The sequence below is a fragment of the Paenibacillus lutimineralis genome, from assembly GCF_003991425.1.
Taxonomy (GTDB): domain Bacteria; phylum Bacillota; class Bacilli; order Paenibacillales; family Paenibacillaceae; genus Fontibacillus; species Fontibacillus lutimineralis.
In genome coordinates this window covers 5,205,001-5,230,228 of record NZ_CP034346.1, presented here as the reverse complement: position 1 = coordinate 5,230,228, position 25,228 = coordinate 5,205,001, and the positions used below count along the sequence as shown (strand labels likewise).

Sequence of the window (25,228 nt, the reverse complement as noted above, 5' to 3'; positions counted from 1 at the left end):
GGTATCGGCGGTTACGGAATGAGCGCCATTGCACGTGTAATGCTGGAGATGGGCTACACGGTAACCGGATCGGATGTAGCTTCCCAGGAATTGATCGAGAAGCTGAAGGCGAAGGGGGCCAAGGTCTATATCGGCCATACGGCTGAGCAAGTTGACGGCGCCGATCTGGTCGTATATTCGACAGCTCTTCCGAAGGACAATGTAGAACGGGTTGAAGCGCAGGAACGGGGAATCCCGGTTCTGCATCGTTCACAAATGCTGGCCCGTCTGCTTAACGAACGGACAGGAGTGGCGGTTGCCGGAGCGCACGGAAAGACGACGACTTCATCGATGATCGCACTTGTGATGGAGCAATGTGGAATTGATCCAACATATATTATCGGCGGAGAAATCCTGGATATCGGTACAAATGCTAAGGCAGGGCAAGGGAAATACGTCGTTGCCGAGGCAGACGAGAGCGATGGCTCATTTCTTCAATACCATCCTTCGCTAGGAATTGTAACGAATATTGAGGCGGATCATCTAGAGAATTATGGCGGGGATTTCGGACGGCTCAAGGAAGCGTATGTGCAATTCCTTAATCAGATTAAGCCGGACGGGGCAGCTATCGTATGCGGCGATGACGATATTCTGGGCGAATTATTGCCTAAGTTGAACTGCAACATCATCACTTATGGAATTGACTCTGTCTGTGATTATAACGCTGAAGATATGGAGCTTGGCGATCGATATGTGTCGTATACAATGAAACGTGGCGACGAGAAGCTTGGAACGGTAGAGTTGTCGGTTCCAGGTAAGCATAATGTGTATAACTCCATGGCAGCGGTTATTGTCTGTCTGGAGGCAGGAGTTCCGTTTGTGGAGATCGCTGCTGCAATCAAGCATTTTCATGGAGCCAAGCGTCGCTTTCAGGTCCTTGGCGATAGTAAGGGCATCCTCATTATCGATGATTATGCCCATCATCCGACAGAGATCGAGGCGACGATCGCTGCCTCTAAAGCGACCGGCAAGCGGATTATCGCTGTGTTCCAGCCGCAGCGTTATACGAGAACCTTCTTCTTGCTAGATGCCTTTAGCAGAGCCTTTGGTGGTGCGGATGAGGTAATCATTACCGATATTTATTCACCAGCCGGAGAGAAGCAAATCGAGGGGATTAACTCCTCGAAGCTGGTCGAATTGATTAAGGAGAACAGCAATGCCGGGGCAAGATACTTGCCTACGAAGCAGGACGTGATTGCTGATCTGGAGAACCGACTTCAACCTGGGGATCTTGTGCTCACCATGGGGGCTGGCGATATCTGGAGAGTTGGGGACGAATTATCCAAGCGAATCTCCCAATAGCTTATTCGCATTTGAAAAATTGATTCGGAGAGAGAACCTTCATGTTCATATGTTTGCATATGAATATGGAGGTTCTTTGATATGTGCTTGCACTTTGTGTATCCGTTTATAAGATTTTTGCGCCGCCGGAACCGTTCTTTTTTTCGCAACTTGTCCTTTGGGGAGCATATATTCCGGCTCCAGGACATAAGGTATGTTAGGAGAATGGACAAGGAGCGTGCGGATCGTGAACAAGGCGAAAATGACCTTTCGGTTTGACAAGCAGGGCAAGGAGATCGTAGCTGAGGAACCATTGTATCAGGCATGGATTCATAAGAATGATGAAGCATCAATGTTTGATAGGACGCAGGAAGTGCAGGAAAGAGAGCAAGATGAAGATAGGTATATTCAAACATCAGCAGCTCGTACACCTACGAATCTTAGCCTAGAAGACCAGACGCCAGCGCCTCGCAGCACCGAGGTTTACCCCGTATTGGGACAAGCTAATCGAGAGGAATCGCAGCATTCGGATTCAGAGTATGACGAATATGGCTTCGAGCATACACAGGGTACATTCCGTACTGTCGAGACCCTAGTAGACTATAGCGACCCATTTTCAGAATACACCGGGGCAGGAGGAGTCGTTGTCCCCTCCAGTTCTATCAGACCTCCTAAAAATTCTTGGTGGAAGATGGCCGGATCGGTAACTGGAGCCATTGTAACTGGAGCATTATTCGGTTTTGTAGTTCTATCCATCTTCAATCAGGAGATAACTCTGCCGATTCCCGGCATTAATGTGCCGAAGCAGTCGGCAGCCGGGCAATCCACAGATATTCCTGTCATGGGACAGATCATTGAAGAAGAGCAGGGGGATGCTAACCCCAAGGAGCTAGTGAATATCGCCTTGCCGTCCGGGACATATTATTTCCTTCAATATGGTGTGTTCAGTACGGCTCAAGGCGTTGAGCTAGCCCAGAAGGAACTACAATCTTCGGGAGTCGCAGCGGCGAGAGATACGGTAGATACTAAGCGGGTGTATGCAGGGTTATCCGTCGACCGGGAACAGGCCAAACTGCTGAGCAGTCAGCTTAAATCAGCGGGAGTCAATCTGATCTTGCATGAGATAACCCTACCAGCTTCAGCGATGATGGAGTATGAGGGGGATACCAAGCCGCTTGAACAATATATGGCACAGAGTGCTGAACTAGTGGAGCTTCTCAGTACATTCTCGGCTGCAAGACTAAGTGAAGCCGACCCAGGTCCGCAAAGTGCGAACGAAATTACGGAGCTAAGCCAAAAGCATCAGCTGTGGACAGAGAGCGCTGCAGTGGTTCGTGGTAATATATCGGCAAATTCGGGAGCGATGACGGGCACCATGGATAAGGCGATGAACAGCGCTATTGAAGCGTTGTCCGAATACAACAAGAAGCCTTCCAAATCGCTTTTGTGGGAAGTACAAGATGAACTGATGCACTTCATTCTAAGCGAGCAAGAACTGCTTCATAGTTAAAATAGATGGAAAGCATAGGAATAATGATGAATCAGGCAGGAAAGGGAATTGGAAATACTTCCCCCTGCCTTTTTTGTGTTTGTATTGCGGGTGAAATAACCTTATAATAATGAAGTGTCAAAAAATGGCGAGGTTGACAACAGATTAGTATGTTATATCGTCATTATTTGATATTTACCCCTATTTTAATGCTTGAAGGAGAGACCTAGTCTTGGAATCCAATGTACCACGCCATATTATATTGGCATCGACCTCACCGCGTCGTCGGGAATTGATTGCTACCTTAGGTATTCCCTTTGACATTGTTCCTAGCCATGCTGATGAGAGCACATCGGAGAAGTTGACACCAGAGCAGATTGTACAGGAACTTGCCAGACGGAAAGCCGAAGCGGTATATCATTCTACATCATTCGACGGAGATTCTGCAGGAATTATCGTCGGGAGTGATACGGTTGTCGTCAGGGATGGGACCGTGCTAGGTAAACCGCAGAATGAGCAGGAAGCTGCTGCGATGCTGCGTTCTCTTCAGGGCAGGAGCCATATCGTGTATACAGGAGTCGCTTGCATAGATAGCCGGACCGGAGAGGCCCTCGTTGACTATCGTTCAACGATCGTCACGATGAAGCCGCTGAATGAGCGCGAGATTGAAGCTTATGCAGCTAGCGGAGAAGGACTCGATAAAGCCGGTGCCTACGCGATTCAAGGTTTAGGAGCAACGATTGTTACAGGTATAGAAGGTTGCTATTTCAATGTTGTCGGCTTACCGTTATCGTTACTTGTAGATATGCTTGGCCAATTTGGAGTAAGAGTATTGTAGAAATGTAACAAAAACAATTGAAAATCCGTTTATTCTAGGAAGTGATAAAGCATATCCTTTCGAATTGAGTTTGTGTCAATGGTCCGTTAAGGACTGGGCAACTAATATTCGGAAGAGAGGGATTCATTTATGAATATGACACCGTATATGCTGCGTGACTTTCCTAGCGAGGAGCGCCCGCGTGAACGGATGATGAACAATGGAGCAGGGGCGCTAAGTCAAGCTGAGTTATTAGCGATATTGCTGCGGATCGGAACGAAGAATGAGTCGGCCGTCCACATGGCGCAGCGGATTCTCGCCGATATCGGCGGTATTCGCGCTCTGGTAGATCTTAGCCTGGAGGAATTGACCAAGATGAAGGGGATCGGTATGGCGAAGGCTGTACAGATCAAGGCTGGGATTGAACTTGGACAGAGGCTGGCCAAATCGCGCTTGCCAGAGACGGTAAGTATTCGTAGTCCACAGGATGCGGCCAATATACTGATGGAACAGCTTAGGTATTTATCTAAGGAACATTTTGTATGTCTTTTTTTGAATACGAAAAATCATATCATTGCTCAAGAGACGCTTTCCGTAGGAAGCCTGAACGCATCGATTGTTCATCCTCGCGAAGTGTTTCGTGCTGCTATTAAATGCAGCAGTGCATCGATCGTCTGTGCTCATAATCACCCAAGTGGAGATCCGACACCAAGCCCGGAGGACATCCGGATGACGCGTCGCTTGTGTGAAGCTGGCGAGATTGTGGGAATTGATGTACTCGATCACGTCGTGATTGGAGACGGTCAATTCGTAAGTTTGAAGGAGCAGGGTTTGATGTAATATAATTGATTAGATACAGGAAGAAAGGAAGATTACAGCATGTTTGGTGGCTTTTCGAAGGATTTAGGAATTGATTTGGGGACTGCGAATACCCTTGTTTATATCCGTGGCAAAGGAATTATTGTGAGGGAGCCCTCGGTGGTTGCCATCCATACTGATAATAAGAATATCGTAGCCGTAGGGGAGTCAGCTAAGAAGATGATCGGCAGAACTCCGGGCAATATCCGTGCGATCCGTCCGATGAAGGACGGAGTTATCGCAGATTTCGATACGACGGCAACGATGATTAAATATTTTATTCGTTCGGCACAAAAACAGCGTTCGATGTTCCAACGCCATCCTAACGTAATGGTGTGTGTTCCTTCCGGAATTACAGCGGTGGAGCAGCGTGCTGTAGAAGATGCGACGAAGCAGGCGGGTGCCCGTGAGGCTTATACAATCGAGGAGCCTTTTGCTGCAGCGATTGGTGCCGATCTCCCGGTTTGGGAACCGACAGGTAGTATGGTCGTGGATATCGGTGGCGGTACGACAGAGGTTGCAGTCATCTCCCTCGGCGGGATCGTAACGAGCAAATCGGTACGTGTAGCCGGTGATGAAATGGACGAATCGATCATTCAATATATTAAACGTCAATATAATTTAATGATCGGGGAGAGAACGTCCGAGCAGCTTAAGATGGATGTCGGTTCTGCGCTCGCGTTGGAGAAGGTTGAGACGATGGAAATCCGTGGACGCGACTTGGTTACCGGATTGCCAAAGACGATCACAATTACTTCCGATGAGATTACAGAAGCACTTAATGATACGGTAAGTGCGATTGTCGATGCTGTAAAAGTAACGCTTGAGAAATGTCCGCCAGAGCTTGCGGCCGACATTATGGATCGCGGTATTGTGCTTACAGGCGGAGGCGCGCTGCTTCGCAATCTGGATAAGCTGCTTGCTAGTGAGACAGGAATGCCTGTCATCGTTGCAGATAATCCACTGGATTGCGTAGCGATTGGTACGGGCCGGGCTCTCGATAATATTCATCTGTTTAAGACCAAGAACAGTTCGACACTTCGTTCCAGACGTTAAGATCGGGCGAATGTGAAGATGATAATGATTAGCGGCGCCGTCCATTTTGGGCGGCCAAGCCGCTTTTCTATTTGTATCCATTGCCAGAAACGGATTCGTTCGTCATAGACGAGGGGCCGTTTCTGCTTGTTTAAGATTGCGGATTTCATGATTGCCGTATATCTTACGGCCAGGTTGCCAAAGAAGTTACTCTGTTATTAGTGTTTCTGGAAATTTGTTTGTTTCAAGACGACCTGTGGCAAGGTACAATTAGAAGAAATACGAAGGATTGGAGGGTGCTTACACTGTTTAAGCTGCTCGGCAACAAAAGATTATTTGTTTTGTTGATAGGACTTATTCTATTTATTGCGGTGATGGGCTTTACCCTCGGATCAAGAGCAGGCTTATCCTGGCCGGAGAAGTTTGTGAAGGATACGGTAGGCTTCGTGCAATATATATTCTATAAACCTACCTCATATATAGCAGGTATTGTAGAGGACATCTCCGACCTGCGCTCTCTCCAGGAAGAGAATGAACAACTGAAGATTGCTTTATCTCATTACACGCGCGACAAAGTTAGATTTAACCGACTCGAGCAGGAGAATGAGCAACTTAAGAAGGATCTTGATTTTACCAAGGCCCAGAAAGAACAATTTAACTATGTTTGGAAGATTGCTCAGGTTGTAAGCGTCAATGATGATCCAATTAACCGATCGATTGTCGTGAACATCGGCGAGCGGGAGGGCGTTAAGGAAGGAATGGCTGTATCGTCTGCAGAAGGATTGGTTGGCGTAATTAGCCATGTGAGTCACTTCACTTCTACCGTCAAGTTAGCGACAACGATGGATGCCAAGGACCCGAATTCCAATGGCATTGCAGTAACTGCTCAAGGTAAGGAAAATGATGTGTTTGGAGTCATTGAATCTTATGATCAGGCAACCGGCAATTTCCTCATGTCTCGGATTACTTCGCCTTCCCCACTTACCGAGGGCGATCTGATCGTCTCTTCGGGCGTCGGTGGTGTATTCCCTCGGGGAATGGTGATCGGTGCAGTGAAAAACATTGATGTTGGTCAATATGGTCTGACATATACAGCCACGGTGGAACCGGCAGCAAGCTTTACCGATTGGAAGGAACTATTCGTGGTGTTTGCTCCGGAGGTTGAGGAATAGTGATGAATAGGAAATCTGTATTGATTTTGCTGCTGTTCGTCCTGTTCATTATAGAAGGTACGATCATCCCCTGGCTGATCCCTTACTCATGGCAGACGCGCCTATTTCCTCATCTGGTCTTTGTCGTGATTATGTATTTTTCTATCTTTGAGAACCGCCATACTGGGTTGGTTCTTGGTATTATCTTCGGATTGTTGCATGATATTGTTTTCTATGGAGCTATCATCGGGTCGTATTCTTTTGCGATGGGATTTACGGGCTATCTGGTCGGGGTTCCGTCGCGGTCGCGCCCGATGCCACTCCCCATGGTACTGATCGTCATTATACTTGGAAGTCTGTTGTTGGACTCCACGCTGTTTGGCATCTATTCCTTGTTCGAGCTCACTCATCAACCTTATTCGTGGGCGTTCGTCAATCACATTATTCCGAACCTGTTCGTTCAATTTGTATTTGCACTGGCGATTTATGTGCCGTTAAGACGGCAGCTTGAGATTATTACGAAGCGCCGTTCTCCGGAACAGAAGTCCTAAACTTCGTATATTTCAATGAATGCAAGCAGGAACTTGTTTGCCTCTGCGCGAATTGAATAAGAGGGAGGGACAGGCTTATGACGGTGAAATCCAACCATGTGACAATTAAGGGCATCAAGGATGGCCTGGTTTTCCTGTTTGACGATAATTGCGAATTCGAAGCTCTTCTTGAAGAATTACGTTATAAATTGGAGCACAGCCATCAGAACATACTAACCGGTCCGATTATTCATGTTGATGTGAAATTCGGAATGAGAGTGATCTCGGACGAAGAGAAGGAAGCGCTGCTTGATATATTGAAGCAAAAAGGAAACTTGCTCATTCGTTCCGTAGACACGCCGGGCGTGGTAACTGAAGAGGATACGGCGAAGATTACGACGATGTGCGGAATGATTCGTTCCGGGCAGGTGCTGCATCATGAAGGCAATCTGCTCTTCCTAGGAGACGTTAATCCCGGGGGGACGATCACGTGCACCGGAGATATTTTAATATTGGGAGCTCTTAGAGGGATGGCCCATGCCGGCTATACTGGCAATGAGGAGGCGGTCATAGCCGCCTCTTATTTGGCACCCACGCAGCTTAGGATCGCAGAGATCATCAGCAGGCCACCGGACGAGTGGGAGAATCGAGAGACAAGTATGGAGTTCGCTTTTTTACGTGAAGGGAAAATGCAGATAGACAAGATTACGAATATGCTCCGGGTCAGGCCGGATTTAAACGTGTTCAAAGGGGTGTAATTGATGGGAGAAGCTATCGTTGTCACGTCTGGCAAAGGCGGCGTCGGCAAAACGACGACATCAGCTAATATTGGCACAGCACTTGCGTTGCTCGGCAAGAAGGTCTGTCTGGTCGATACAGATATCGGTCTCAGAAATCTGGATGTCGTCATGGGTCTGGAGAATAGGATTATCTATGACCTGATCGATGTGGCAGAAGGACGTTGCCGCTTGAATCAAGCACTTGTGAAGGACAAACGGTTCGATGAATTGTATATGCTTCCTGCAGCGCAGACGAAGGATAAGAATTCTGTGTCGCCTGAGCAAGTGAAGGATATCGTTCTGGAATTGAAGAAGGAATATGAATATGTCATTATCGATTGTCCTGCGGGTATTGAGCAGGGGTTCAAAAATGCGATTGCTGGCGCTGATCAGGCTATCGTAGTTACGACGCCGGAGAATGCAGCAGTACGTGATGCGGACCGTATTATCGGGCTGCTGGAAAATTCGCAAATTTCTTCTCCCAAGCTGGTGGTGAACCGAATTCGCACGAATATGGTGAAATCGGGTGACATGCTGGATATCGATGATGTTCTTCAAGTGTTGAATATCGATTTGCTCGGTATCGTCCCTGACGATGAGCTTGTAATCAAGGCGGCCAATTCAGGCGAGCCTACGGTAATGAATCCGGAATCGATGGCCGCGATTGCCTACCGTAACATCGCACGTCGAATTCTGGGGGATACCGTGCCGCTGATGCTTTTGGAACAGAAGCAGGGTAGATTCAAACGTTTCAAGAAGTTTTTTGGAATGGGCTGATCTTATATATACATGAATGAACCGGTGCCAGCGGCATCGGTTTTTTGTCCTGGCTGCAGGTACTCCCTACGCAAGTATTCATTCGTACTGAAGATAAGCTTGTTCATATTCTGACGCTGCTGTTCATAAATATAGAGTATGACAAAGCGGGCTGCTGTTCTAAGCTGGAGCAGAAGCAAGATCATTTATCAGAAGCAAGCAGCCTGAGCGGAGGAATGAGAACGATGGATGTGAAGTCGAATGTTAAGAAGCGGCGTGAAGAGAGGATCAGACAGCTAACCTCGGTAGAGGCGTACAAGCCGGTTCTCCAGGATAGAATACGCAACGATCATCCATACCGGCCGTCCGTCCAGTCCGGGCAAGGGAACATTGCCGGCTATAGCAGCGTGTCGGATGAGGTAGAACCCGATCCGGAATTGCTTTGGAAGAGAGGACAAGGCCGCTGGCAAGATATTGGCGGCAATAATTCCGGAGGGCGCGAAGGAGATGATTATTTCGGAGGTAGGCGGAGGCCTAGCTTCTGGACATCACTGTTTCTTCGACTTATGTTGAGTGCGCTTATATTTGTAGGCATTTGGGGTATCGAACGATATGAACCCGATTGGGCATTTCCGGTAAGGGCTTTTGTAGCCAGGGCTTTAACAGAGGAAATTGATTTTGGCGCTATCGAGGCCTGGTATGAGAGGAATATCGGCGGTGCTCCATCCTTCATTCCCATCTTCAAGCATAATGAGGATAAAGGTATGAAGGTTGGCGCAGCTGGCGGATTTATATCGCCGTTAACCGGGCATCTAGCCAATCCCTTCGCCCTCAGTCTGAAAGGGGTGGAGGTCATCCCGAAGGAGCTGGAAGCAGATCGTACGATGGTGAGAAGTGTTGATACTGGACGTGTGCTGGACGTGAAGCTAGACGCCCTGACCGGAATGACTGTAACGATACAGCATTCGAACGGCTATAAATCCATATATGGACATCTGGAACAGGCTATAGTCAACAAGGGCGATTGGGTTGAAGGGGGCGACTCCATCGGAAGCCTTGATTCTGGAGAAGGGGATACACTTCCAACCCTATATTTCGCATTAAAAAAGAATGATCGATTTATCGATCCGGCGGATGTGATCTCGTTTGATTAAGTGGAACGGCATCAAGATTTCGGTACATCCTTTCTTTGTTATCATCATGCTTGCTTCGGTACTAACTGGCCATTTTCTGGAGCTCATCGCCTTGTTTACAATTGTATTCATTCATGAAATAGGACATGTATTCGCCGCCCGATGCTTTGGCGTTCAAGTGTTGGCGATTCAGATGCTACCCTTCGGTGGGGTTGCGGAAATGGAGGACACGAGCCACCTCACGGTACGAAGGGAGATCGTAATCGCCTTGGCCGGACCTTTGCAGAATATTCTTCTAATCGGAGTGTCGCTGCTGCTACATGTTTGTGGATTATGGGAAGGGGCTTTCTTTCTCTATTTTATAAATAGCAATCTCATCATCGCCCTATTTAACTTACTTCCGATTCTTCCATTGGATGGAGGAAAGATATCGCAAGCTCTAATCAGTTTAATACTGCCATTTCATCTGACACTAGTCTACTCCTTGCGAATAAGCTTGTTATTCAGCCTCATGGTGGTTGTCTACTCTGTGCTCCCGCCTCTGCATGGACAAGGTATGCTGAATTTAAATTTACTGCTGGTAGGATTATTTCTGCTCTATTCAAATTGGACGGATTACCGTAATATCCCTTATCGGTTCATGCGTTTTCTCGTTAATCGGGACCAGTCATTTGTTCGCCACTGGATGACCGGGGGGCTCGCTCAGCCAATTGTAGCGAATAAAGCGAAACCTTTAGAACAAATCTTACGTCTATTTAGAAGACAGAAGTACCATTTTATATATGTCATGAACCGGCAGGGCGATATTGTGGCTGTCTTGCCAGAACAGAGAATTATTTCCTCTTATTTACGGGGCAAGCCTAGGGATTAGTAGGACTATATCATGTTATAATGGTAGAGCAGTTTTGATAGAAAGTAAGGCAAAGGGTGAGATGATGAAGCGAATGATTGTTCACTGCGGCCCTGATTCCACCCAAATGGCGCTGCTGGAAGATGGCAGATTGGTGGAGTATGCAGCAGAGAGTTCTCAGAGACGGGGACTGGTGGGCAGCTTTTTTAAGGGCAAGGTTGTGAATGTTGTTCCTGGTATGCAGGCTGCTTTTGTTGATATTGGACAGAAGAAGAATGCATTTCTTTATATTGATGACTTGCTTCACCCGCATTTGGAGAGACAGCCGCGGCAAAAGCCAGCGATTACGAGCCTGCTCAAAGCAGGACAAGAACTGATTGTCCAGGTTGTTAAGGATGCGTTAGGCAACAAGGGAGCTCGGGTTACGACTCATTATTCATTACCAGGTAGATGGCTCGTCTATATGCCTACTGCAGGGTATGTTGCTGTATCTAAGAAAATCGGACACGAAGACGAGAGATCAAGACTAAGAACGATTGGCGAGGAATTGCGCACAGAAGATGAGGGACTTATTCTGCGGACGGTTGCGGAAAATGCAGATCCAGCTTCAATCGCAGAGGATCTGGGTATGCTTCGTGACCGTTGGAGCCATATCCAGGCCACGGCGAAGAAGATCGGTGCGCCAAGCCTATTACATCATGATCTTGGAATGGTTCAACGGCTTATGCGCGATATCTATAGTCCTGAGACGGATGAGTTGATTATGGATTGTCCAGAGCAGTTGGAACAGACGAATGAATTTCTTGGTACGATGCTTCCGGGAAAATTCCCCAAGCTTACGGTGTATGAGGGGGGGGACGGATTATTTGAGCATTATGGAATTCGTCAGCAGTTGGAGAAGGATTTCCAGCGCAAGATCTGGCTTCCAGGCGGCGGGTACATAGTATGGGATAATACTGAGGCGATGACCGTAATTGACGTGAATACCGGCCGCTTTACCGGCGGACAGACGCTGGAAGAGACGGTATTCCAGACTAATATGGAAGCTGCGCAGGAGATTGCCAGACTCGTACGGCTTCGTGATGCCGGCGGTATTATTATCATCGATTTCATTGATATGGATCGGGAAGAGCATCAGGGTGCGGTATTGGACATGCTGGAATCTTCATTGGATGGGGATCGGACACAGCATCATGTTCTGGGCTGGACCAAGCTGGGCCTGCTGGAGATGACCCGCAAGCGGGTGCGAGAAGAAAGTGTATTGCTGCAAAATGATTAATAAGTGCCTGATCGTTAATACGATATGAAAACCATGAAACCACACTTCAAATAGAAATGTGGTTTCTTTGTGTGCTAAAAATATTCTATCATCGTCATTCTTAAGGGGATAGTAATAGCTGAAGTAAATCATAGAAACAGTGATTACTATCCTAATACTCCTATCATCAAAATTCCGCAGAAGATGATGATGGAGGTGGCGATTCTTTTTAAACCTTGCTGCTCCTTCAGAATTAGAACTCCGAGGAAAGTAGCGAATACTGTTCCAATCTCTCGCAACGGGCTGATATGAGCCATCGGTGCCTGCTGCATGGCAAATAGGAAGAGCAGATATGAGCCGGGGTTCAAAATGGCGCCAAGAAGAATTGTATTACGGTTGGCCTTCCACTCTCGCTTCAACGCCTTCGAAGTTAATACGAGCGGGGTCAATCCGGCAACAAAGCCGATATTGGTCACTTCGAGCAGGGCCAAGGGAGAGATATTGCCAAGGTTCAGTTTATCTACAAATACATAGCTAGTTGTACATAGTCCTACACACAGTGCCAAGGCGAAAGGCTTCAGACTTTGCGGCTGTCTATTCGTTTGCCTTTTTCCAAAGCTGGCCCCGCTAAGTACGAAGAACCCACAGATCATAAGTATTATACCGGTCCATCCAAATACGGATAGGGATTCCTTGAGAAATACGACTCCGATTAGAGGAATGAGCAGTGTGCTCGTACCCCGCATGATCGGATAAATCTGCGACAAGTCACCGAGTTCATAGGTTTTAGACAATAGCCAGGAATACACACCTTGTAAAATAACGGATAACAATAATAGTCCATAACTACCCCAGGATAATGGAGTTCTCCAAAGTTCCACAATAAGGTAGGGCAGGAGAAGCACCGACGGGATCATCATGATCGTCCATAGGAAGACGCCCTTATTAATGCTGCGTTTCGTAAATAGGTTCCAGACTGCATGACACATTCCGGAGGCCAAAACTAGTAAAATAGGTATCAACATGTGTATACAGCAGCCTCTCTATTATTTTGCATTTTCAGGTTGATGGATAGGTTGCTCGGTCACTGCTGTACCGTCTTCAAGACGCAGCCATGTCGCGAAGTCCTTCTCTCCTTCAGTAAGACGGATGACTCGGGCGCCGCGCTGGAATCCATCACGGCCATAGGTATTGATGCCTGTCGCTCTGCCATAGCAGAGGCGAATGCCATATAGACTGCCATGATAGTCATTAACATGATCATGGCCACAGAAGGTCCCGACTACATCTCCCATTTCAAGTAATGTGGTGAAAAGACCTGAATTGACGGGGGCACTGCAAACGGGTTCAAATTTATTACCGTAGCAGACCTGTGTATCCCACATCTGCTGATACTCTTGAACAGGAATATGGAAGAACGCGAGCGCTGGCACTTTCTCAGCCTGATCCGCAGGGTTAAGCCGAGCCGATTCACCGGCAAGCCAATTCAGCTGATCTCGGCGTACCCAGTTGTAGTATGGGACATGCTCCAGTGGCGAGGTGCTTCCGGAGTCCAGGAAATATAAATTAAATGCAGGTTTACCTTTGGAGTCGATCAATTCAATGGTGTAATTGCCTTCACCATAAATTTCTTCAGGGCCAGCCTCGGTCACGGTATGCGGATGAGATAGTATTAACTGCATAAGTTCTTTGCGGGTAATCAAACTCTCGGTATCGTGGTTGCCAAAGATAACGGCCCACGGAATGCTGCGTTCTTCCACAGCAGCTACAGCGTCGTTGAAAGCCTGAACGGGATCCTCACAATCAGTATTGTGCCCTGTGTAGATGACATCCCCTGTAAATACGACCAGATCAGGATTTTCGGTGTCCAATACCAGCTCCATTAATTTGCGGGTGCTTCGGTCGGCATCCGTTCCAGTTTTCCAATGGAGATCTGTAAATTGTACAATCGTAAACGTTCCATCCTGACGATAAGATAAACGGCGGCTCATAATGCCCCTCCTCATTGTTATGATGTTGATTCTTGTTTATTGATGTTGTTTTCGTGTTGATTCTATGCCTTGATAACACTTTTGTCAATGCTTTTATAGAAGTTTGTAAAATCTCTGTAAATATTGGGAAGCTGTATTAAAGAAACGAGCTGCAAGCTGAAGATTGAAGTTTGACAAAATTTCCAAGCAAACGATACACTTAAAACAAAAACAACAACAAAACACATTAAGGTGCGAGTTCAAAAAGGCCGATTTTCAGCACCGAGAAGGTTGGATGAAGCAGGGCGTGAGGAGCGCAACGTACGTAGTTTGTACGTGAGCACCGGAAGGCCAGGCTGAATTCAAGATCGATGTCGAATAAGCTCTCAGTGTTACTTCGTGATCAAAAGCAGACTTTTTGAACAACCTCTTAAATCATATAGCTTGTTGAATACAGGAGGGAACGACATGTCCTTAACCTATGAGGAACGCCGTCAGACCATTCTCGCACAGCTTAGCAAAGAAGGTAAGGTCCAGGTACATGATTTGGCGGGAATATTTAATGTCTCTACGGAGACCATTCGTCGTGATCTGGATCGACTAGAAAGGGAAGGAAAATTACGCAAGGTATACGGTGGTGCTGTACAGACTCGTTCCGAATGGATAGAACCGACCTTTATGAAGCGGTCGCAAATGCATCACGCTGAGAAGCAGTCGATCGGTAGACTTGCGGCTTCATTAGTTAGAGAAGGGGAGACCATTCTTCTTGATAATGGAACAACGACTCTGGAGATTATGCGGGAGCTGAAGCATCGTGCAGATGTGACCGTCATTACTAACTCCGTGCCTGTACTCACCTGTGCGCTGGAAGAATTCCAGGGAAGAATTATTTTCGCTGGCGGGGAGGTTAGCAAGCTCTGTCAGGCATCCACGGATGCGATTGCTCATCAATTACTTGACCAGTTCAAAGTCAACAAAGCCTTCATTTCTGCCGGGGGTATATCGATGGTTGATGGAATTACCGAATACAATCTGGAAGAGGCGCAATTGTCGCGGAAAATGATGCAGCGTACAGAAGAAGCTATTCTCGTAGCCGATCACTCCAAGTTCGGGGTTACCACCTTTGCGCAAATCGCCCCACTTGAGCAGATTTCCATGATTGTTACCGATCCCGGCTGCTCGCAGGAATGGATCGATGCGTTAAATAAGCTGGATGTCGAAGTGCTAATCAGCAGCAGCGAAGTGACGGGGTGAACAGTCACACTAAAATGACGTTTAAAAAGTCTGGTTTTCAGCACTCTAAAAATAATTGATTTTCGTTTTGGCTCATGTTATCATACTATGGTATGTGTTATGAGTGAGTCTTGTACACATGCTGTAACCGCTCCGATCAGGTATGCAAGTCCGCTTTCTTGAAGAGCGGCACCTGAATTAGGCGAGTCTGAGACATGAGGAGGTGCAAGAAAATGTACGCAATTATCGAAACTGGTGGTAAACAATACCGCGTTCAAGAAGGCGATGTTCTTTACATCGAGAAATTGAATGCTGAGGACGGCGCTAGCGTGACGTTCGACCGTGTATTGGCAGTATCCAAAGGTGAAGGTTTGGTAGCGGGAGCTCCGTTGGTATCCGGCGCTAGTGTAACAGCGAAAGTTGAGAAGCACGGCAAAGGCCAAAAAGTAGTCGTTTACAAATACAAGCCTAAGAAGAACTACCACAAGAAACAAGGTCATCGTCAACCTTACACTAAAGTAACTATCGAGAAAATCCAAGCGTAAGAAGGTGCGGTAATTGATTATCGTGTCCATATTGCGTCAAAAGGATGACAACATCGTTGGTTTTAAAGTGTCTGGTCATGCTAATTACGCCGATAGTGGGAAAGATATAGTGTGTGCGGGAGTCTCGGCCATCACTGTTGGAACAGTTAATTCTATCGAGGAACTTACAGGTACTGTGATGAAATCGAAGGTGAAGAGTGGCTTTCTGAATGCAAAGCTGCCAACTGATCTGAAGACAGAGGTGTTGGAGCAGGTACAACTGTTGCTCTCGTCTATGGTCGTAATGCTGAAGAGTATCGAGGATTCATACGGAACGTATATTCAGATACAGAACGTTATTATTTGAAGAAGGAGGTAGATGGACAATGTTGAAATTGGATCTTCAGTTGTTCGCTTCGAAGAAGGGCGTAGGTTCCACAAAGAACGGACGCGATAGTATCGCTAAGCGCCTTGGCGTTAAGCGTGCGGATGGTCAAGTTGTAACTGGCGGAAGTATTCTCGTTCGTCAACGTGGAACGAAAATTCACCCAGGTACTAACGTGGGCATCGGCAAAGACGATACGCTGTTTGCAAAAGTTGACGGCGTAGTGAAGTTCGAACGTTGGGGCCGCGACCGTAAAAAAGTGAGCGTCTACCCAGTGGAAGTTGCTCCAGTAGCAGCTGCAGTCGAAGCTTAAGAACTTTGCTAATATAGCGAAGGTTTACAAAGTCCTTGGCATCTAGGTGCCAAGGATTTTTTGATTTTATAGACGGCATTTTCTGCCAGGGCCGACTGGAGAATAAGCGTTTTCGGACAAGGATTGTGATATACTGTGTATATATCGAGTTGTAATGATTTTACTTAATCTGTGCAGAAACGAGGAAGGTTATGAAACATCGATTCGCGATTCCGACTCTTTTCGCAGTGATTGTACTGACTTGTCTAACGTCCATGTATTTCATTCAGTCTATAACCGGATTTATCATTATCAGTCTATGTTTGTTAGTGTTATTTCAGGGCTATGTCAGATATATCCAAAGACGGGCCGCAGATGAGCGCAAGCATTTACTGGAATCGGTACAGAGAACGGCCACAGCTACGCTGGGTCATCATCGCCATGACTGGATGAATGATCTTCAGCTTATTTACGGCTATTTGAAGCTTGGAAAATATGATAAACTGGGTAGCTGTGTGGAAAGAATAAAAGAACAAATGGCATTGGAGAGTAAAATATCAAGGCTGGGCATTCCAGCGCTCGTATTCTTCCTGCAATCCTTCCGTGAGGTGAACAGATCAATCGATCTCAAAATTGAGATCAGGGATGAACTGCAGCTGGATCATATGCTTCAGGTTGAGGATGCTGAAGAGTTGACGGAAGCGATTGTGGAGACGATTAAGAAGTTCCAGTTCATAGGGCGCTCTTCATGGGATGAAGTGTTGGAGCTTCACATGAGCCTATATCAGGAGAATGGTGAGGTTATCGCAGCTTTCTATCCAGAGATAGAGGCGGACAACGCTGAGAAATTGCAACGATATATCGATGAATGGCAGCGTGACAGACGGGTTCAAGTAGAGCGGATGGAATCAAGTCGCTTCTCCTGTAGATTAAGAGTACCGCTGAAGGCTTCAGTGCAAAATAATAATGAGGTGAACGCATGTTTGTAGATAAAGCGAAAGTATATGTAAAAGGGGGCGACGGCGGAGACGGGATCGTTGCTTTCAGACGTGAAAAGTATGTTCCAGAAGGTGGTCCGGCTGGCGGAGATGGCGGCAAAGGGGCGGACGTTATTTTCCGCGTAGATGAAGGTCTGCGTACGCTGATGGACTTCCGTTACCAGCGCCACTTCAAGGCGCCACGCGGTGAGAAGGGACGCAACAAGAGCCAGAACGGTGCTAATGCTGAGAATATGATCGTAAGAATTCCTCCAGGTACTGTCGTTATTGATGATGATACGCAGGAAGTCATCGCTGACCTGACACGCCATGGTCAACAGGTTGTTGTAGCCAGAGGCGGGCGCGGGGGACGCGGAAATATCCGCTTCGCGACGCCGAATAATCCAGCTCCGGAACTCGCTGAGCATGGAGAAGAGGGCCAAGAGCGTTGGATCGTGCTGGAACTGAAGGTCATGGCTGATATTGGCTTGGTCGGATTCCCGAGCGTAGGTAAATCTACACTGCTCTCGGTTGTATCCGCTGCGAAGCCAAAGATCGGAGCCTATCATTTCACGACGATTACACCGAATCTTGGTGTTGTGGATGTTGGTGATGGCCGAAGCTTCGTTATGGCTGACCTGCCGGGTCTGATTGAAGGCGCGCATGAAGGGGTCGGGCTGGGACATGAATTTCTGCGCCACGTTGAGCGTACAAGGCTGATTGTTCATGTGATTGATATGGCTGGCTCTGAGGGGCGCGATCCCTTCGATGATTGGCAGAAGATTAATGCTGAATTGGATCAGTATAACGCTGAACTGGCGAAGCGTCCACAGATTATTGTTGCTAACAAGATGGATATCCCTGAGGCAGCGGACAACCTGATAGAATTCCGCAAGCAGATTGGGGAGATTCACCCAGAGCTTGAAATCTTGGAGATGTCCTCTCTGACACGGCAAGGTGTTCAGGAAGTACTGTATAAGGCCGCTGATCTGCTGGATCAGATCCCTGAGGAGCCAGCTGTTGAAGAGGTTGCTGAGCAGACGGAACGTAAGATTTATAAGCTGGATAAGAAGGAAGACAACAGCTTCACTATCCGCCGTGAGAACGAAATGTTCGTCGTTGAGAGTGAGACGATTGAGCGCATGATGAAGCGGATGCAGTTGAATACGCATGAGGCAATTCTTAAGCTGGCTCGCACGCTCCGCCATATGGGTGTGGATGAAGAATTGCGCAAACGTGGAGCTGAAGACGGTACGATTGTGCGGATCGGCGATTTTGAATTTGAATTTGTAGAAGGCAGCAGCTACTATTATTAATCATAAAATGGATGCAGAAACGGGTACGTTCCCTGGAGGGGGACAGTAGCCGTTTTCTGTATACCTAGCTGCATCCAACCTTCTTGGTGCTGAAAATCGGATTATTTGAAAACTCACTATAAGTTATTTTTTTGGATGCATACCTACATAAATTACGCGAAAAATGGATTGCCGAAATGGTAGATTTCCGTTATAATGTCCACTATACAAAAACAGAAGTCTCTAAGGAGAGGACGTTTGTGAAGGAACGCTACTATTTGGTTCGTGAGGATATTCTGCCGGATGCTGTGATCAAGACGCTTCAGGTTAAGCAACTGCTGGCCTCAGGGGACGTTAAGACGGTCAATGAGGCGGTGGCGAGAGTTGGACTTAGCCGGAGCGCCTTTTATAAATATAAGGACGGAATCCATCTATTGAATCAGATTGAACGTGAGAGCATTGTCACGATATCGTTCGACCTGGAGCATCGTTCCGGTATTTTATCCAAAGTTCTGGGGCTGATCGCAGGCTCTGGGGGTAACGTACTTACGATAAATCAGAGTATCCCGCTGCAAGGCAAGGCGAATGTGGTTATTTCCGTAGAGACCTCGCGCTTGACAGAGGAACTGGATGAGATGATTAAGATGCTACAAGGAACTCCCGGCGTAAGAAAGACGGAAATCGTCGGTCAAGGATAGGAATGAATCAATTTACCCAATTATGGGATATAGGAGGGGACAGCGAGTGAAATCAGTAAAGGTAGGTTTGCTTGGACTCGGTACAGTTGGAACTGGCGTCGTCCGTATCGTGGAAGGACATCAAGAGGACTTGAGCAGTCAAGTAGGATCGCCGATCGTCATTGAGAAGGTTGCGGTGAAGAACATAGAGAAGACCCGCAGCATAGATATCGAACGCAGCAAGTTGACGGAGGATCCGTGGGAAGTGATTTGTGATCCCGAGATCGACGTCATCGTTGAAGTTATGGGCGGCGTGGACCAGACGAAAGAGTACATTCTGGAAGCACTGAACCGCGGCAAGCATATCGTCACAGCCAACAAGGATCTGATGGCGCTCTATGGAGCGGAGATTATGGATGTGGCTAGGGAGAAACAATGCGATATATTCTATGAAGCGAGCGTGGCTGGAGGAATTCCGATTATCCGTACGCTGATTGAGGGTTTCTCCTCGGATCGTATTATGAAGATCATGGGAATCGTGAATGGAACAACGAACTATATTTTATCAAAAATGAGTCAGGAAGGCGCTTCTTATGATGACGTACTGGCTGAAGCACAGGAGCTCGGTTATGCCGAGGCAGATCCGACTTCGGATGTCGAGGGACTGGATGCCGCTCGTAAGATGGCTATTCTCGGCTCGCTCGGTTTCCGGACGAATGTGGATCTGCAGGACGTAGCGGTCCGCGGGATTACTACAGTCTCTAAGGAAGATATACTGTATGCCAAGAGAATGGGCTATGAGATAAAATTGCTCGGCATCGCGGAACGGCAAGATGATGAGTACAGCATTAGTGTTGAGCCGACGATGGTGAAGCATAGCCATCCGATTGCTGCTGTTAGTGGCGTATTTAACGCAGTATATGTGTATGGCGAAGCAGTGGGAGAGACGATGTTCTACGGTCCTGGTGCTGGAGAAATGCCGACGGCGACTTCGATCGTTGCTGACCTGGTCGCTGTAATCAAGAATCAGAAGCTCGGTGTAAATGGCCTGAGAGCAATTGGTCCATACAAACCGAAGAAGCTGAAGGATGATGAACAAGTTGCTTATAAAAATTACTTGCTGCTTCAGGTAGCCGATAAGGCAGGGGTGCTGTCGAAGATCACTCAGGTATTCGCTGAATATGACGTAAGCCTGGAATCGGTCGTACAGTCTCCAAATGCAAGTATGAGTGATGTGGAGATTATTATTGTTACACATAATGCGAGCAAAGCGGCGATGAATAAGGTACTGAGTCACTTTGAATCGTTGGATGTTATCCGCAAGGTGAAGAGCGTGTACCGCGTAGAGGGCTAAGAGTAAGGAGCTTATAGATCATGAATGATTCCAAGATGACGATGATTGTTGACAGATATGAAGGTGGTAGATTATGAGTATGGTTCGCAGCTCAGGCGTCCGGGTTCAGGTTCCGGCGAGTACAGCCAATTTGGGGCCGGGATTTGATACGCTAGGCATGGCATTATCCCTCTACTCATGGATTGAGATGAAGCCGGCCGATACGACGGTTTTTCATCTATACGGTGACAATTTGGATGGCCTTCCGAAGGATAAAAGTAATCTCATATATACTGTGGCGCAGTCCGTATTTGCAGAAGCCGGAGTCCAGATTCCCGAACTGGAAATCTCGATGTGCTCTGATATTCCGCTGACCCGTGGTCTCGGGAGTAGTGCATCGGCAATTGTTGGAGCGTTATATGCTGCTAATGCATTGATAGGTTCTCCATTGCCACTTGCCCGTCTACTCGATATGGCCACGGCACTGGAGAACCATCCCGATAATGTAGGAGCTTCGTTATACGGCGGAATTATTACGGCTGTATGGGACGGGACCCACGCCGTTATATTGCGGATTGAGCCGCCGCAGCATTTGGAAGTTCTGGTTGCAATCCCTGAATTTCAATTGTCCACATCCAAGGCGCGCGAGGCTCTTCCTAAGCAAGTAAGTCTGGGTGATGCGGTTTATAATATCAGTCATTCTTCGATGCTTGCCGCGGCTCTGGCCATGGGGAGACTTGATCTTATCTCCGCGGCTATGCAGGACCGGTTGCATCAGCCTTACCGGGCTTCACTCGTTCCCGGAATGATGCAAATTTTGGAGGAGGCTACGCAGCATGGAGCTTTAGGTACAGCGCTTAGCGGGGCTGGACCTACTTTACTCGCCTTAGTCAATGCACAGTCAGGACAGGGGGAGCAGTTGGAAGCTTTTCTTCTGAAGGTGCTTAAGTCCCATGATATAACAGCAAGAACGCTTTGGTTAAAACCTTGCACACATGGAGCTAAGGAGCTTACTATGGATAAAGAAAGTTCATTATTGGATTATGTAAGAGGGGAAGTCAAGGCATGATACGAATAGCATTGTTGCCTGAGGGGACGGTGTCTCATGAGGCGGTTCTTCGATTGTTCGGCGACGAGCCTGTAGAGCTGCTTCATTACAAACAGATCTCCGATGTTTTTCTGGCAACCGAGAAGGGTCTTACGGATTACAGCGTGATTCCGATGGAGAATACTATTGAGGGTTCAGTGAGTCTGCATATGGATTGGCTTGTCCACGAGGTTGACGTTCCGATGCAGGTCGAATGGGTCTATCCTTCCATTCAGAATTTGATTGGACGGCGTAGTGAGTTAGTTGACGCTGATGGAGAAATGGATTATTCCAAGGTTTCCCGAGTTCTGTCCCATCCGGTGGCGATGGCGCAATGCATGAAATTTCTTAAAGCGCATATGCCGCATGCAGAACTGGAGAATGTGGGGAGTACAGCGGAGGCTGTTGAACTGGTGAAGCATAATCCAGGAGAAGGCTGGGCAGCCATTGGGACTACGATTGGAGCCAGGCGGCATGGACTCGATGTGCTTGCGAGTAAAGTGACGGATCATGACAACAATTACACCCGTTTCGTGTTGATTGGTCCTAAGCCGCTGCCGGTTTTAGAAGAAGGCGCACAAATGAAGACGAGTATTCTCGTCACTTTGCCTGAGGATTTCCCAGGTGCGTTGCATCAGGTGTTATCTGCATTTGCCTGGCGCAAGCTGAATCTATCAAGAATTGAATCGCGTCCAACGAAGAAGAGGTTAGGCAGTTATTATTTTTATATGGATGTGTTGGCCGCACTGGATGCGGTGTTGCTTCCCTCTGCTATAGAAGAGATCGAGGCCTTAGGATGCCAAGTCAGAGTGCTTGGAAGCTATCCTAGTTTTTCTAGCAAAGTACTAAATTCGGAGGTGCAATATTAATGGCAGAACAATGGATTTATCTAGATGGGCAATATGTAACGAAGGAAAAGGCAACCGTCTCGGTCTATGACCACGGCTTCTTATACGGTGATGGAATCTTTGAAGGTATTCGTATCTATAACGGCAATATCTTCAAATGCAAAGAGCATTTGGATCGTCTATACGATTCGGCGAAGTCGATTATGCTGGAAATTCCGTTGAGCTACGAGGAAATGGAAGAAGCGCTGGTAGAGACATTGCGTCGCAATGAGATGCGCGATGGCTACATTCGCCTCATTGTCTCACGTGGTCCGGGCAATCTGGGACTCGATCCTAATCGTTGTGAGAAGGCTTCTGTCATTATTATTGTGGAACAGCTCGCTATCTACTCGGAAGAAGCATACAAGAATGGACTTAAGGCGGTATCTGTATCGACACGCCGCAATATCCCGGATGCGCTCAATCCAAAGATCAAATCACTGAACTATTTGAACAATATTCTAGTTAAGATTCAATCGAACCTTGCCGGTGCCGGTGAGGCGATCATGATGAATGCTCAAGGCTATGTTACTGAAGGATCCGGGGATAATATTTTCATTATCAAAAATGGGGTTATTACGACGCCTCCTTGCTATCTTGGAGCACTTGATGGGATCACTCGTCAAGCGATTATTGAAATTTGCGAGAAAAGGGGCTACAAGCTGAAGGAAGAGCCGTTCACAATGCACGATATCTATGTGGCCGATGAAGTATTCCTGACGGGTACGGCGGCTGAGGTTATCGCTGTTCGTGAAGTCGATGGACGGATTATCGGCAGTGGTCAGGCCGGCCCTGTAACCCTGAAGTTGCTTGAAGAGTTCCGCAGCATCGTTGATCAAGACGGATTGAAAGTCTGGTAATTCAATTCATAGAAGAGCTTCGCATCCCTAGTGGATGGCGGGGCTTTTTTTGTTTTGCTTTTTTTATTCTCGCGGATGTCAAATCTGGGCTTTTTTGCATAGGATGTATTAATTGGGCCCCGGGCGAATATCACGTACCGGAGAAGAAACCTAGGAGGTCTTTAGCGCGTGAAAATACACATCGTGAAAAAAGGCGATACATTATATGAGCTATCTCAGAAGTACAATGTACCGCTGCAGAAGTTAATTGAAGCCAACCCGCAAATCGCTAATCCAGATCAATTGAGCATCGGAGAGAAGGTTAAGATTCCGGCTGGTGCAGTGCAGGTTGAAGGCGAAGGCTACAAGCATGTTGCCAAGGAAGGGGATACGCTCTGGAAGCTGTCCAAAGCCTGGGGGATCCCTCTACAGACGTTGATCGATGCGAACCCGCAAATCAGTGATCCAAATGTACTGAAGGTAGGAGATGTCGTCTTGATCCCAGTTAAGGGGGGAGGCGCGGCGAATCCGCCGGGGCATGGTGGTTCGAATGTTGCTCCAGGAACGGGAGGCAAGAAGAATACAGCCCCTAAGCCAACACCATTGCCGGCACCAGTACCAGAAGTAAAGCCGGCTCCGCCTAAGGAGGAAATGACAAAACCGAAGCCAATCGCTCCAGCTCCGAAACCAAATCCGAATCCGCCAGCTCCAATGCCGATACCAATGCCAATGCCAATGCCAAATCCTAACCCACCGATGCCGAATCCCAATCCACCCATGCCAGTTCCAAATCCGCCACTTCCGCCAATCAAAGTAGAATTCGTGGAGCAGATTCAAATCCAAACTATCAAAAAAGAAGAGCCGCCATGCAAGCCGGTTCCTGAATGCCCGGATCCATGGTCTTCGCCATTTTACTCCGTAGAGCCTTTTGGGGGCGGGGGGATGATGCATTCATCTTCTCCATGTGGATGCGACGAGCATACTGGACATATGACTCAACACGGGCACCATACTCATCCTATGAAAGAAAATATGTCTATGCATGAGGAAATGCCAAGCGGGAATGTGTCATCCTTCTATGATTTTCCGAAGCTTCCTAACCAAGGGCCGTCCACGATGGGGAATATGATGGATAATGGGGCTTCTATTGGAGGATATCCTGGGATTGGAAATGATCATATGCATCATAGTCATGAAATGCATCATAGCCATGAAATGCATCATGGCCATGAAATGATGGGTATGGGATGGGACCCTATGGGCTATTCAGACAATCAGCCATGGGTGCAGGGCCAGGGCGATTGGGTAACACCTATGCCTTATAGTGATAATAATACACACGCAAATATGAGCTCTAATGTGGGGCCTAATATGTCTCCTAATATGGCGCCGAACAGCCATTATCCAGGAGTATCTCCACAACATTGTGGACCAGGACCTGTGTGGCCAATGCATTGTGGCTGTCACTATAGATATCCTTATGGATATGAATATCCAGTACATTCTTATGGCTCTTCACTCCAGGCCTACCCTACGAATTATAATTTTAACCCGGATTTTGCAGCTCCAGGGGGACAACAGCCCGTCTGGTTTGAAGGTGGATTTGGTACCTTTAATGAGATTAACAATGAACGAGAACAGCAGACAGAAGCTTTCAAAGAGGTGATAATCTCGGAGCAAAAAGAAAACACAGAAACCTCGGAAGCTTCGAAGCCTCAAGTACAGACCAGGCCAAAAGGGAAAAAAGAAGTCA

At 47.4% G+C, this 25,228-nt stretch carries 26 protein-coding genes and 1 other annotated feature (1 of these 27 cut by a window edge); of the genes, 24 read left to right on the top strand and 2 right to left on the bottom strand.

The genetic code is table 11. From position 1 onward, the window contains the following. The first annotated feature begins 18 nt into the window (after positions 1-18). From murC to EI981_RS23070, 12 genes are all read left to right on the top strand, one after another. Complete coding sequence (gene murC / locus EI981_RS23125) at positions 19-1,341, top strand: UDP-N-acetylmuramate--L-alanine ligase (RefSeq protein ID WP_237172679.1); 1,323 nt, start codon at positions 19-21, stop codon at positions 1,339-1,341. A gap of 193 nt (positions 1,342-1,534) precedes the next feature. Then, positions 1,535-2,830, top strand: a complete 1,296-nt coding sequence (locus tag EI981_RS23120; protein ID WP_127002252.1) for an SPOR domain-containing protein — start codon at positions 1,535-1,537, stop codon at positions 2,828-2,830. A gap of 211 nt (positions 2,831-3,041) precedes the next feature. Further along, positions 3,042-3,647 carry a Maf family protein gene (locus EI981_RS23115; protein ID WP_127002250.1) on the top strand — a complete coding sequence of 202 codons (606 nt, stop codon included), beginning with the start codon at positions 3,042-3,044 and terminating at the stop codon, positions 3,645-3,647. 129 nt (positions 3,648-3,776) lie between these two features. After that, positions 3,777-4,466: a RadC family protein gene (gene radC / locus EI981_RS23110; protein WP_127002248.1), complete on the top strand. Its 690-nt coding sequence runs from the start codon at positions 3,777-3,779 to the stop codon at positions 4,464-4,466. Between the two features lie 39 nt (positions 4,467-4,505). Continuing rightward, the gene (locus EI981_RS23105; protein WP_120463177.1) at positions 4,506-5,540 is read left to right on the top strand and encodes a rod shape-determining protein; all 1,035 of its coding nucleotides are present in this window, start codon (positions 4,506-4,508) and stop codon (positions 5,538-5,540) included. 275 nt (positions 5,541-5,815) lie between these two features. Continuing rightward, positions 5,816-6,691, top strand: coding sequence for a rod shape-determining protein MreC (mreC, locus tag EI981_RS23100; RefSeq protein WP_127002246.1), 876 nt, complete (start codon positions 5,816-5,818; stop codon positions 6,689-6,691). Positions 6,692-6,693: 2 nt separating this feature from the next. Continuing rightward, positions 6,694-7,221 carry a rod shape-determining protein MreD gene (gene mreD / locus EI981_RS23095; protein ID WP_127004935.1) on the top strand — a complete coding sequence of 176 codons (528 nt, stop codon included), beginning with the start codon at positions 6,694-6,696 and terminating at the stop codon, positions 7,219-7,221. A gap of 77 nt (positions 7,222-7,298) precedes the next feature. After that, complete coding sequence (gene minC / locus EI981_RS23090) at positions 7,299-7,958, top strand: septum site-determining protein MinC (RefSeq protein WP_127002244.1); 660 nt, start codon at positions 7,299-7,301, stop codon at positions 7,956-7,958. A 3-nt stretch (positions 7,959-7,961) separates the two neighbouring features. Next, positions 7,962-8,756: a septum site-determining protein MinD gene (gene minD, locus EI981_RS23085; protein WP_127002242.1), complete on the top strand. Its 795-nt coding sequence runs from the start codon at positions 7,962-7,964 to the stop codon at positions 8,754-8,756. Between the two features lie 44 nt (positions 8,757-8,800). Further along, positions 8,801-9,889, top strand: a complete 1,089-nt coding sequence (locus EI981_RS23080) for a M23 family metallopeptidase (RefSeq protein ID WP_227011553.1) — start codon at positions 8,801-8,803, stop codon at positions 9,887-9,889. Beyond that, a complete protein-coding gene (locus EI981_RS23075) occupies positions 9,882-10,739 on the top strand; it encodes a M50 family metallopeptidase (RefSeq protein ID WP_127002240.1) in 858 nt (285 codons plus the stop codon). Before EI981_RS23080 ends, EI981_RS23075 begins: the two co-directional genes overlap by 8 nt. Before the next feature lie 64 nt (positions 10,740-10,803). Beyond that, entirely contained in the window at positions 10,804-11,997 is a 1,194-nt protein-coding gene (locus EI981_RS23070; RefSeq protein ID WP_127004931.1) for an Rne/Rng family ribonuclease, read from the top strand. A 146-nt stretch (positions 11,998-12,143) separates the two neighbouring features. Here EI981_RS23070 and EI981_RS23065 read toward each other — a convergent pair whose 3' ends face one another. Next, the gene (locus EI981_RS23065) at positions 12,144-13,001 is read right to left on the bottom strand and encodes a DMT family transporter (RefSeq protein ID WP_127002238.1); all 858 of its coding nucleotides are present in this window, start codon (positions 12,999-13,001) and stop codon (positions 12,144-12,146) included. Between the two features lie 21 nt (positions 13,002-13,022). Beyond that, positions 13,023-13,967 (bottom strand): metallophosphoesterase family protein, encoded by a 945-nt coding sequence (locus tag EI981_RS23060; protein ID WP_127002236.1) that lies wholly within the window; start codon positions 13,965-13,967, stop codon positions 13,023-13,025. Positions 13,968-14,414: 447 nt separating this feature from the next. On the opposite strand from EI981_RS23060, the gene EI981_RS23055 reads away from it, so the two are divergent. The 12 genes from EI981_RS23055 to EI981_RS30040 form a co-directional block, all read left to right on the top strand. Then, positions 14,415-15,200: a DeoR/GlpR family DNA-binding transcription regulator gene (locus EI981_RS23055; protein ID WP_127002234.1), complete on the top strand. Its 786-nt coding sequence runs from the start codon at positions 14,415-14,417 to the stop codon at positions 15,198-15,200. A 115-nt stretch (positions 15,201-15,315) separates the two neighbouring features. Next, positions 15,316-15,399 (top strand) — a sequence feature (ribosomal protein L21 leader region). Positions 15,400-15,412: 13 nt separating this feature from the next. Then, on the top strand, positions 15,413-15,724 hold the full coding sequence (gene rplU, locus EI981_RS23050; RefSeq protein ID WP_068778114.1) for a 50S ribosomal protein L21: 312 nt from the start codon (positions 15,413-15,415) through the stop codon (positions 15,722-15,724). 13 nt (positions 15,725-15,737) lie between these two features. Further along, positions 15,738-16,070: a ribosomal-processing cysteine protease Prp gene (locus tag EI981_RS23045; protein WP_127002232.1), complete on the top strand. Its 333-nt coding sequence runs from the start codon at positions 15,738-15,740 to the stop codon at positions 16,068-16,070. Between the two features lie 19 nt (positions 16,071-16,089). Then, positions 16,090-16,401 (top strand): 50S ribosomal protein L27, encoded by a 312-nt coding sequence (rpmA, locus tag EI981_RS23040; protein ID WP_068697198.1) that lies wholly within the window; start codon positions 16,090-16,092, stop codon positions 16,399-16,401. A gap of 191 nt (positions 16,402-16,592) precedes the next feature. After that, the gene (locus EI981_RS23035) at positions 16,593-17,369 is read left to right on the top strand and encodes a Spo0B domain-containing protein (RefSeq protein ID WP_127002230.1); all 777 of its coding nucleotides are present in this window, start codon (positions 16,593-16,595) and stop codon (positions 17,367-17,369) included. Then, a complete protein-coding gene (gene obgE, locus EI981_RS23030) occupies positions 17,360-18,673 on the top strand; it encodes a GTPase ObgE (protein ID WP_127002228.1) in 1,314 nt (437 codons plus the stop codon). The genes EI981_RS23035 and obgE overlap by 10 nt, the downstream gene beginning before the upstream one ends. Positions 18,674-18,912: 239 nt before the next feature. Then, positions 18,913-19,350 (top strand): ACT domain-containing protein, encoded by a 438-nt coding sequence (locus EI981_RS23025; protein WP_127002226.1) that lies wholly within the window; start codon positions 18,913-18,915, stop codon positions 19,348-19,350. Between the two features lie 46 nt (positions 19,351-19,396). Beyond that, a complete protein-coding gene (locus EI981_RS23020; protein WP_127002224.1) occupies positions 19,397-20,683 on the top strand; it encodes a homoserine dehydrogenase in 1,287 nt (428 codons plus the stop codon). A 79-nt stretch (positions 20,684-20,762) separates the two neighbouring features. Then, complete coding sequence (thrB, locus tag EI981_RS23015) at positions 20,763-21,731, top strand: homoserine kinase (RefSeq protein WP_127004929.1); 969 nt, start codon at positions 20,763-20,765, stop codon at positions 21,729-21,731. Further along, a complete protein-coding gene (gene pheA / locus EI981_RS23010) occupies positions 21,728-22,618 on the top strand; it encodes a prephenate dehydratase (RefSeq protein WP_127002222.1) in 891 nt (296 codons plus the stop codon). Before thrB ends, pheA begins: the two co-directional genes overlap by 4 nt. Then, positions 22,618-23,496: a branched-chain-amino-acid transaminase gene (ilvE, locus tag EI981_RS23005; protein WP_127002220.1), complete on the top strand. Its 879-nt coding sequence runs from the start codon at positions 22,618-22,620 to the stop codon at positions 23,494-23,496. Before pheA ends, ilvE begins: the two co-directional genes overlap by 1 nt. Positions 23,497-23,664: 168 nt before the next feature. Next, a protein-coding gene (locus EI981_RS30040) for a LysM peptidoglycan-binding domain-containing protein (RefSeq protein ID WP_127002218.1) crosses the window boundary here: on the top strand, positions 23,665-25,228 show its 5' portion. The gene runs 131 nt beyond the window's last position; only the first 1,564 of its 1,695 coding nucleotides appear in the window; its start codon is at positions 23,665-23,667; its stop codon lies off the right edge, out of view.

Coding starts and splice junctions, on each gene's coding strand:
- obgE (WP_127002228.1), top strand. CDS start 17,360: ATGTTTGTAGATAAAGCGAAAGTATATGTAAAAGGGGGCGACGGCGGA.
- pheA (WP_127002222.1), top strand. CDS start 21,728: ATGATACGAATAGCATTGTTGCCTGAGGGGACGGTGTCTCATGAGGCG.
- rplU (WP_068778114.1), top strand. CDS start 15,413: ATGTACGCAATTATCGAAACTGGTGGTAAACAATACCGCGTTCAAGAA.
- EI981_RS23065 (WP_127002238.1), bottom strand. CDS start 13,001: ATGTTGATACCTATTTTACTAGTTTTGGCCTCCGGAATGTGTCATGCA.
- minC (WP_127002244.1), top strand. CDS start 7,299: ATGACGGTGAAATCCAACCATGTGACAATTAAGGGCATCAAGGATGGC.
- ilvE (WP_127002220.1), top strand. CDS start 22,618: ATGGCAGAACAATGGATTTATCTAGATGGGCAATATGTAACGAAGGAA.
- EI981_RS23120 (WP_127002252.1), top strand. CDS start 1,535: ATGTTAGGAGAATGGACAAGGAGCGTGCGGATCGTGAACAAGGCGAAA.
- thrB (WP_127004929.1), top strand. CDS start 20,763: ATGGTTCGCAGCTCAGGCGTCCGGGTTCAGGTTCCGGCGAGTACAGCC.
- mreD (WP_127004935.1), top strand. CDS start 6,694: ATGAATAGGAAATCTGTATTGATTTTGCTGCTGTTCGTCCTGTTCATT.
- EI981_RS23060 (WP_127002236.1), bottom strand. CDS start 13,967: ATGAGCCGCCGTTTATCTTATCGTCAGGATGGAACGTTTACGATTGTA.
- radC (WP_127002248.1), top strand. CDS start 3,777: ATGAATATGACACCGTATATGCTGCGTGACTTTCCTAGCGAGGAGCGC.
- EI981_RS23055 (WP_127002234.1), top strand. CDS start 14,415: ATGTCCTTAACCTATGAGGAACGCCGTCAGACCATTCTCGCACAGCTT.
- EI981_RS23035 (WP_127002230.1), top strand. CDS start 16,593: ATGAAACATCGATTCGCGATTCCGACTCTTTTCGCAGTGATTGTACTG.
- EI981_RS23070 (WP_127004931.1), top strand. CDS start 10,804: ATGAAGCGAATGATTGTTCACTGCGGCCCTGATTCCACCCAAATGGCG.
- rpmA (WP_068697198.1), top strand. CDS start 16,090: ATGTTGAAATTGGATCTTCAGTTGTTCGCTTCGAAGAAGGGCGTAGGT.
- minD (WP_127002242.1), top strand. CDS start 7,962: ATGGGAGAAGCTATCGTTGTCACGTCTGGCAAAGGCGGCGTCGGCAAA.
- EI981_RS23105 (WP_120463177.1), top strand. CDS start 4,506: ATGTTTGGTGGCTTTTCGAAGGATTTAGGAATTGATTTGGGGACTGCG.
- murC (WP_237172679.1), top strand. CDS start 19: ATGAGCGCCATTGCACGTGTAATGCTGGAGATGGGCTACACGGTAACC.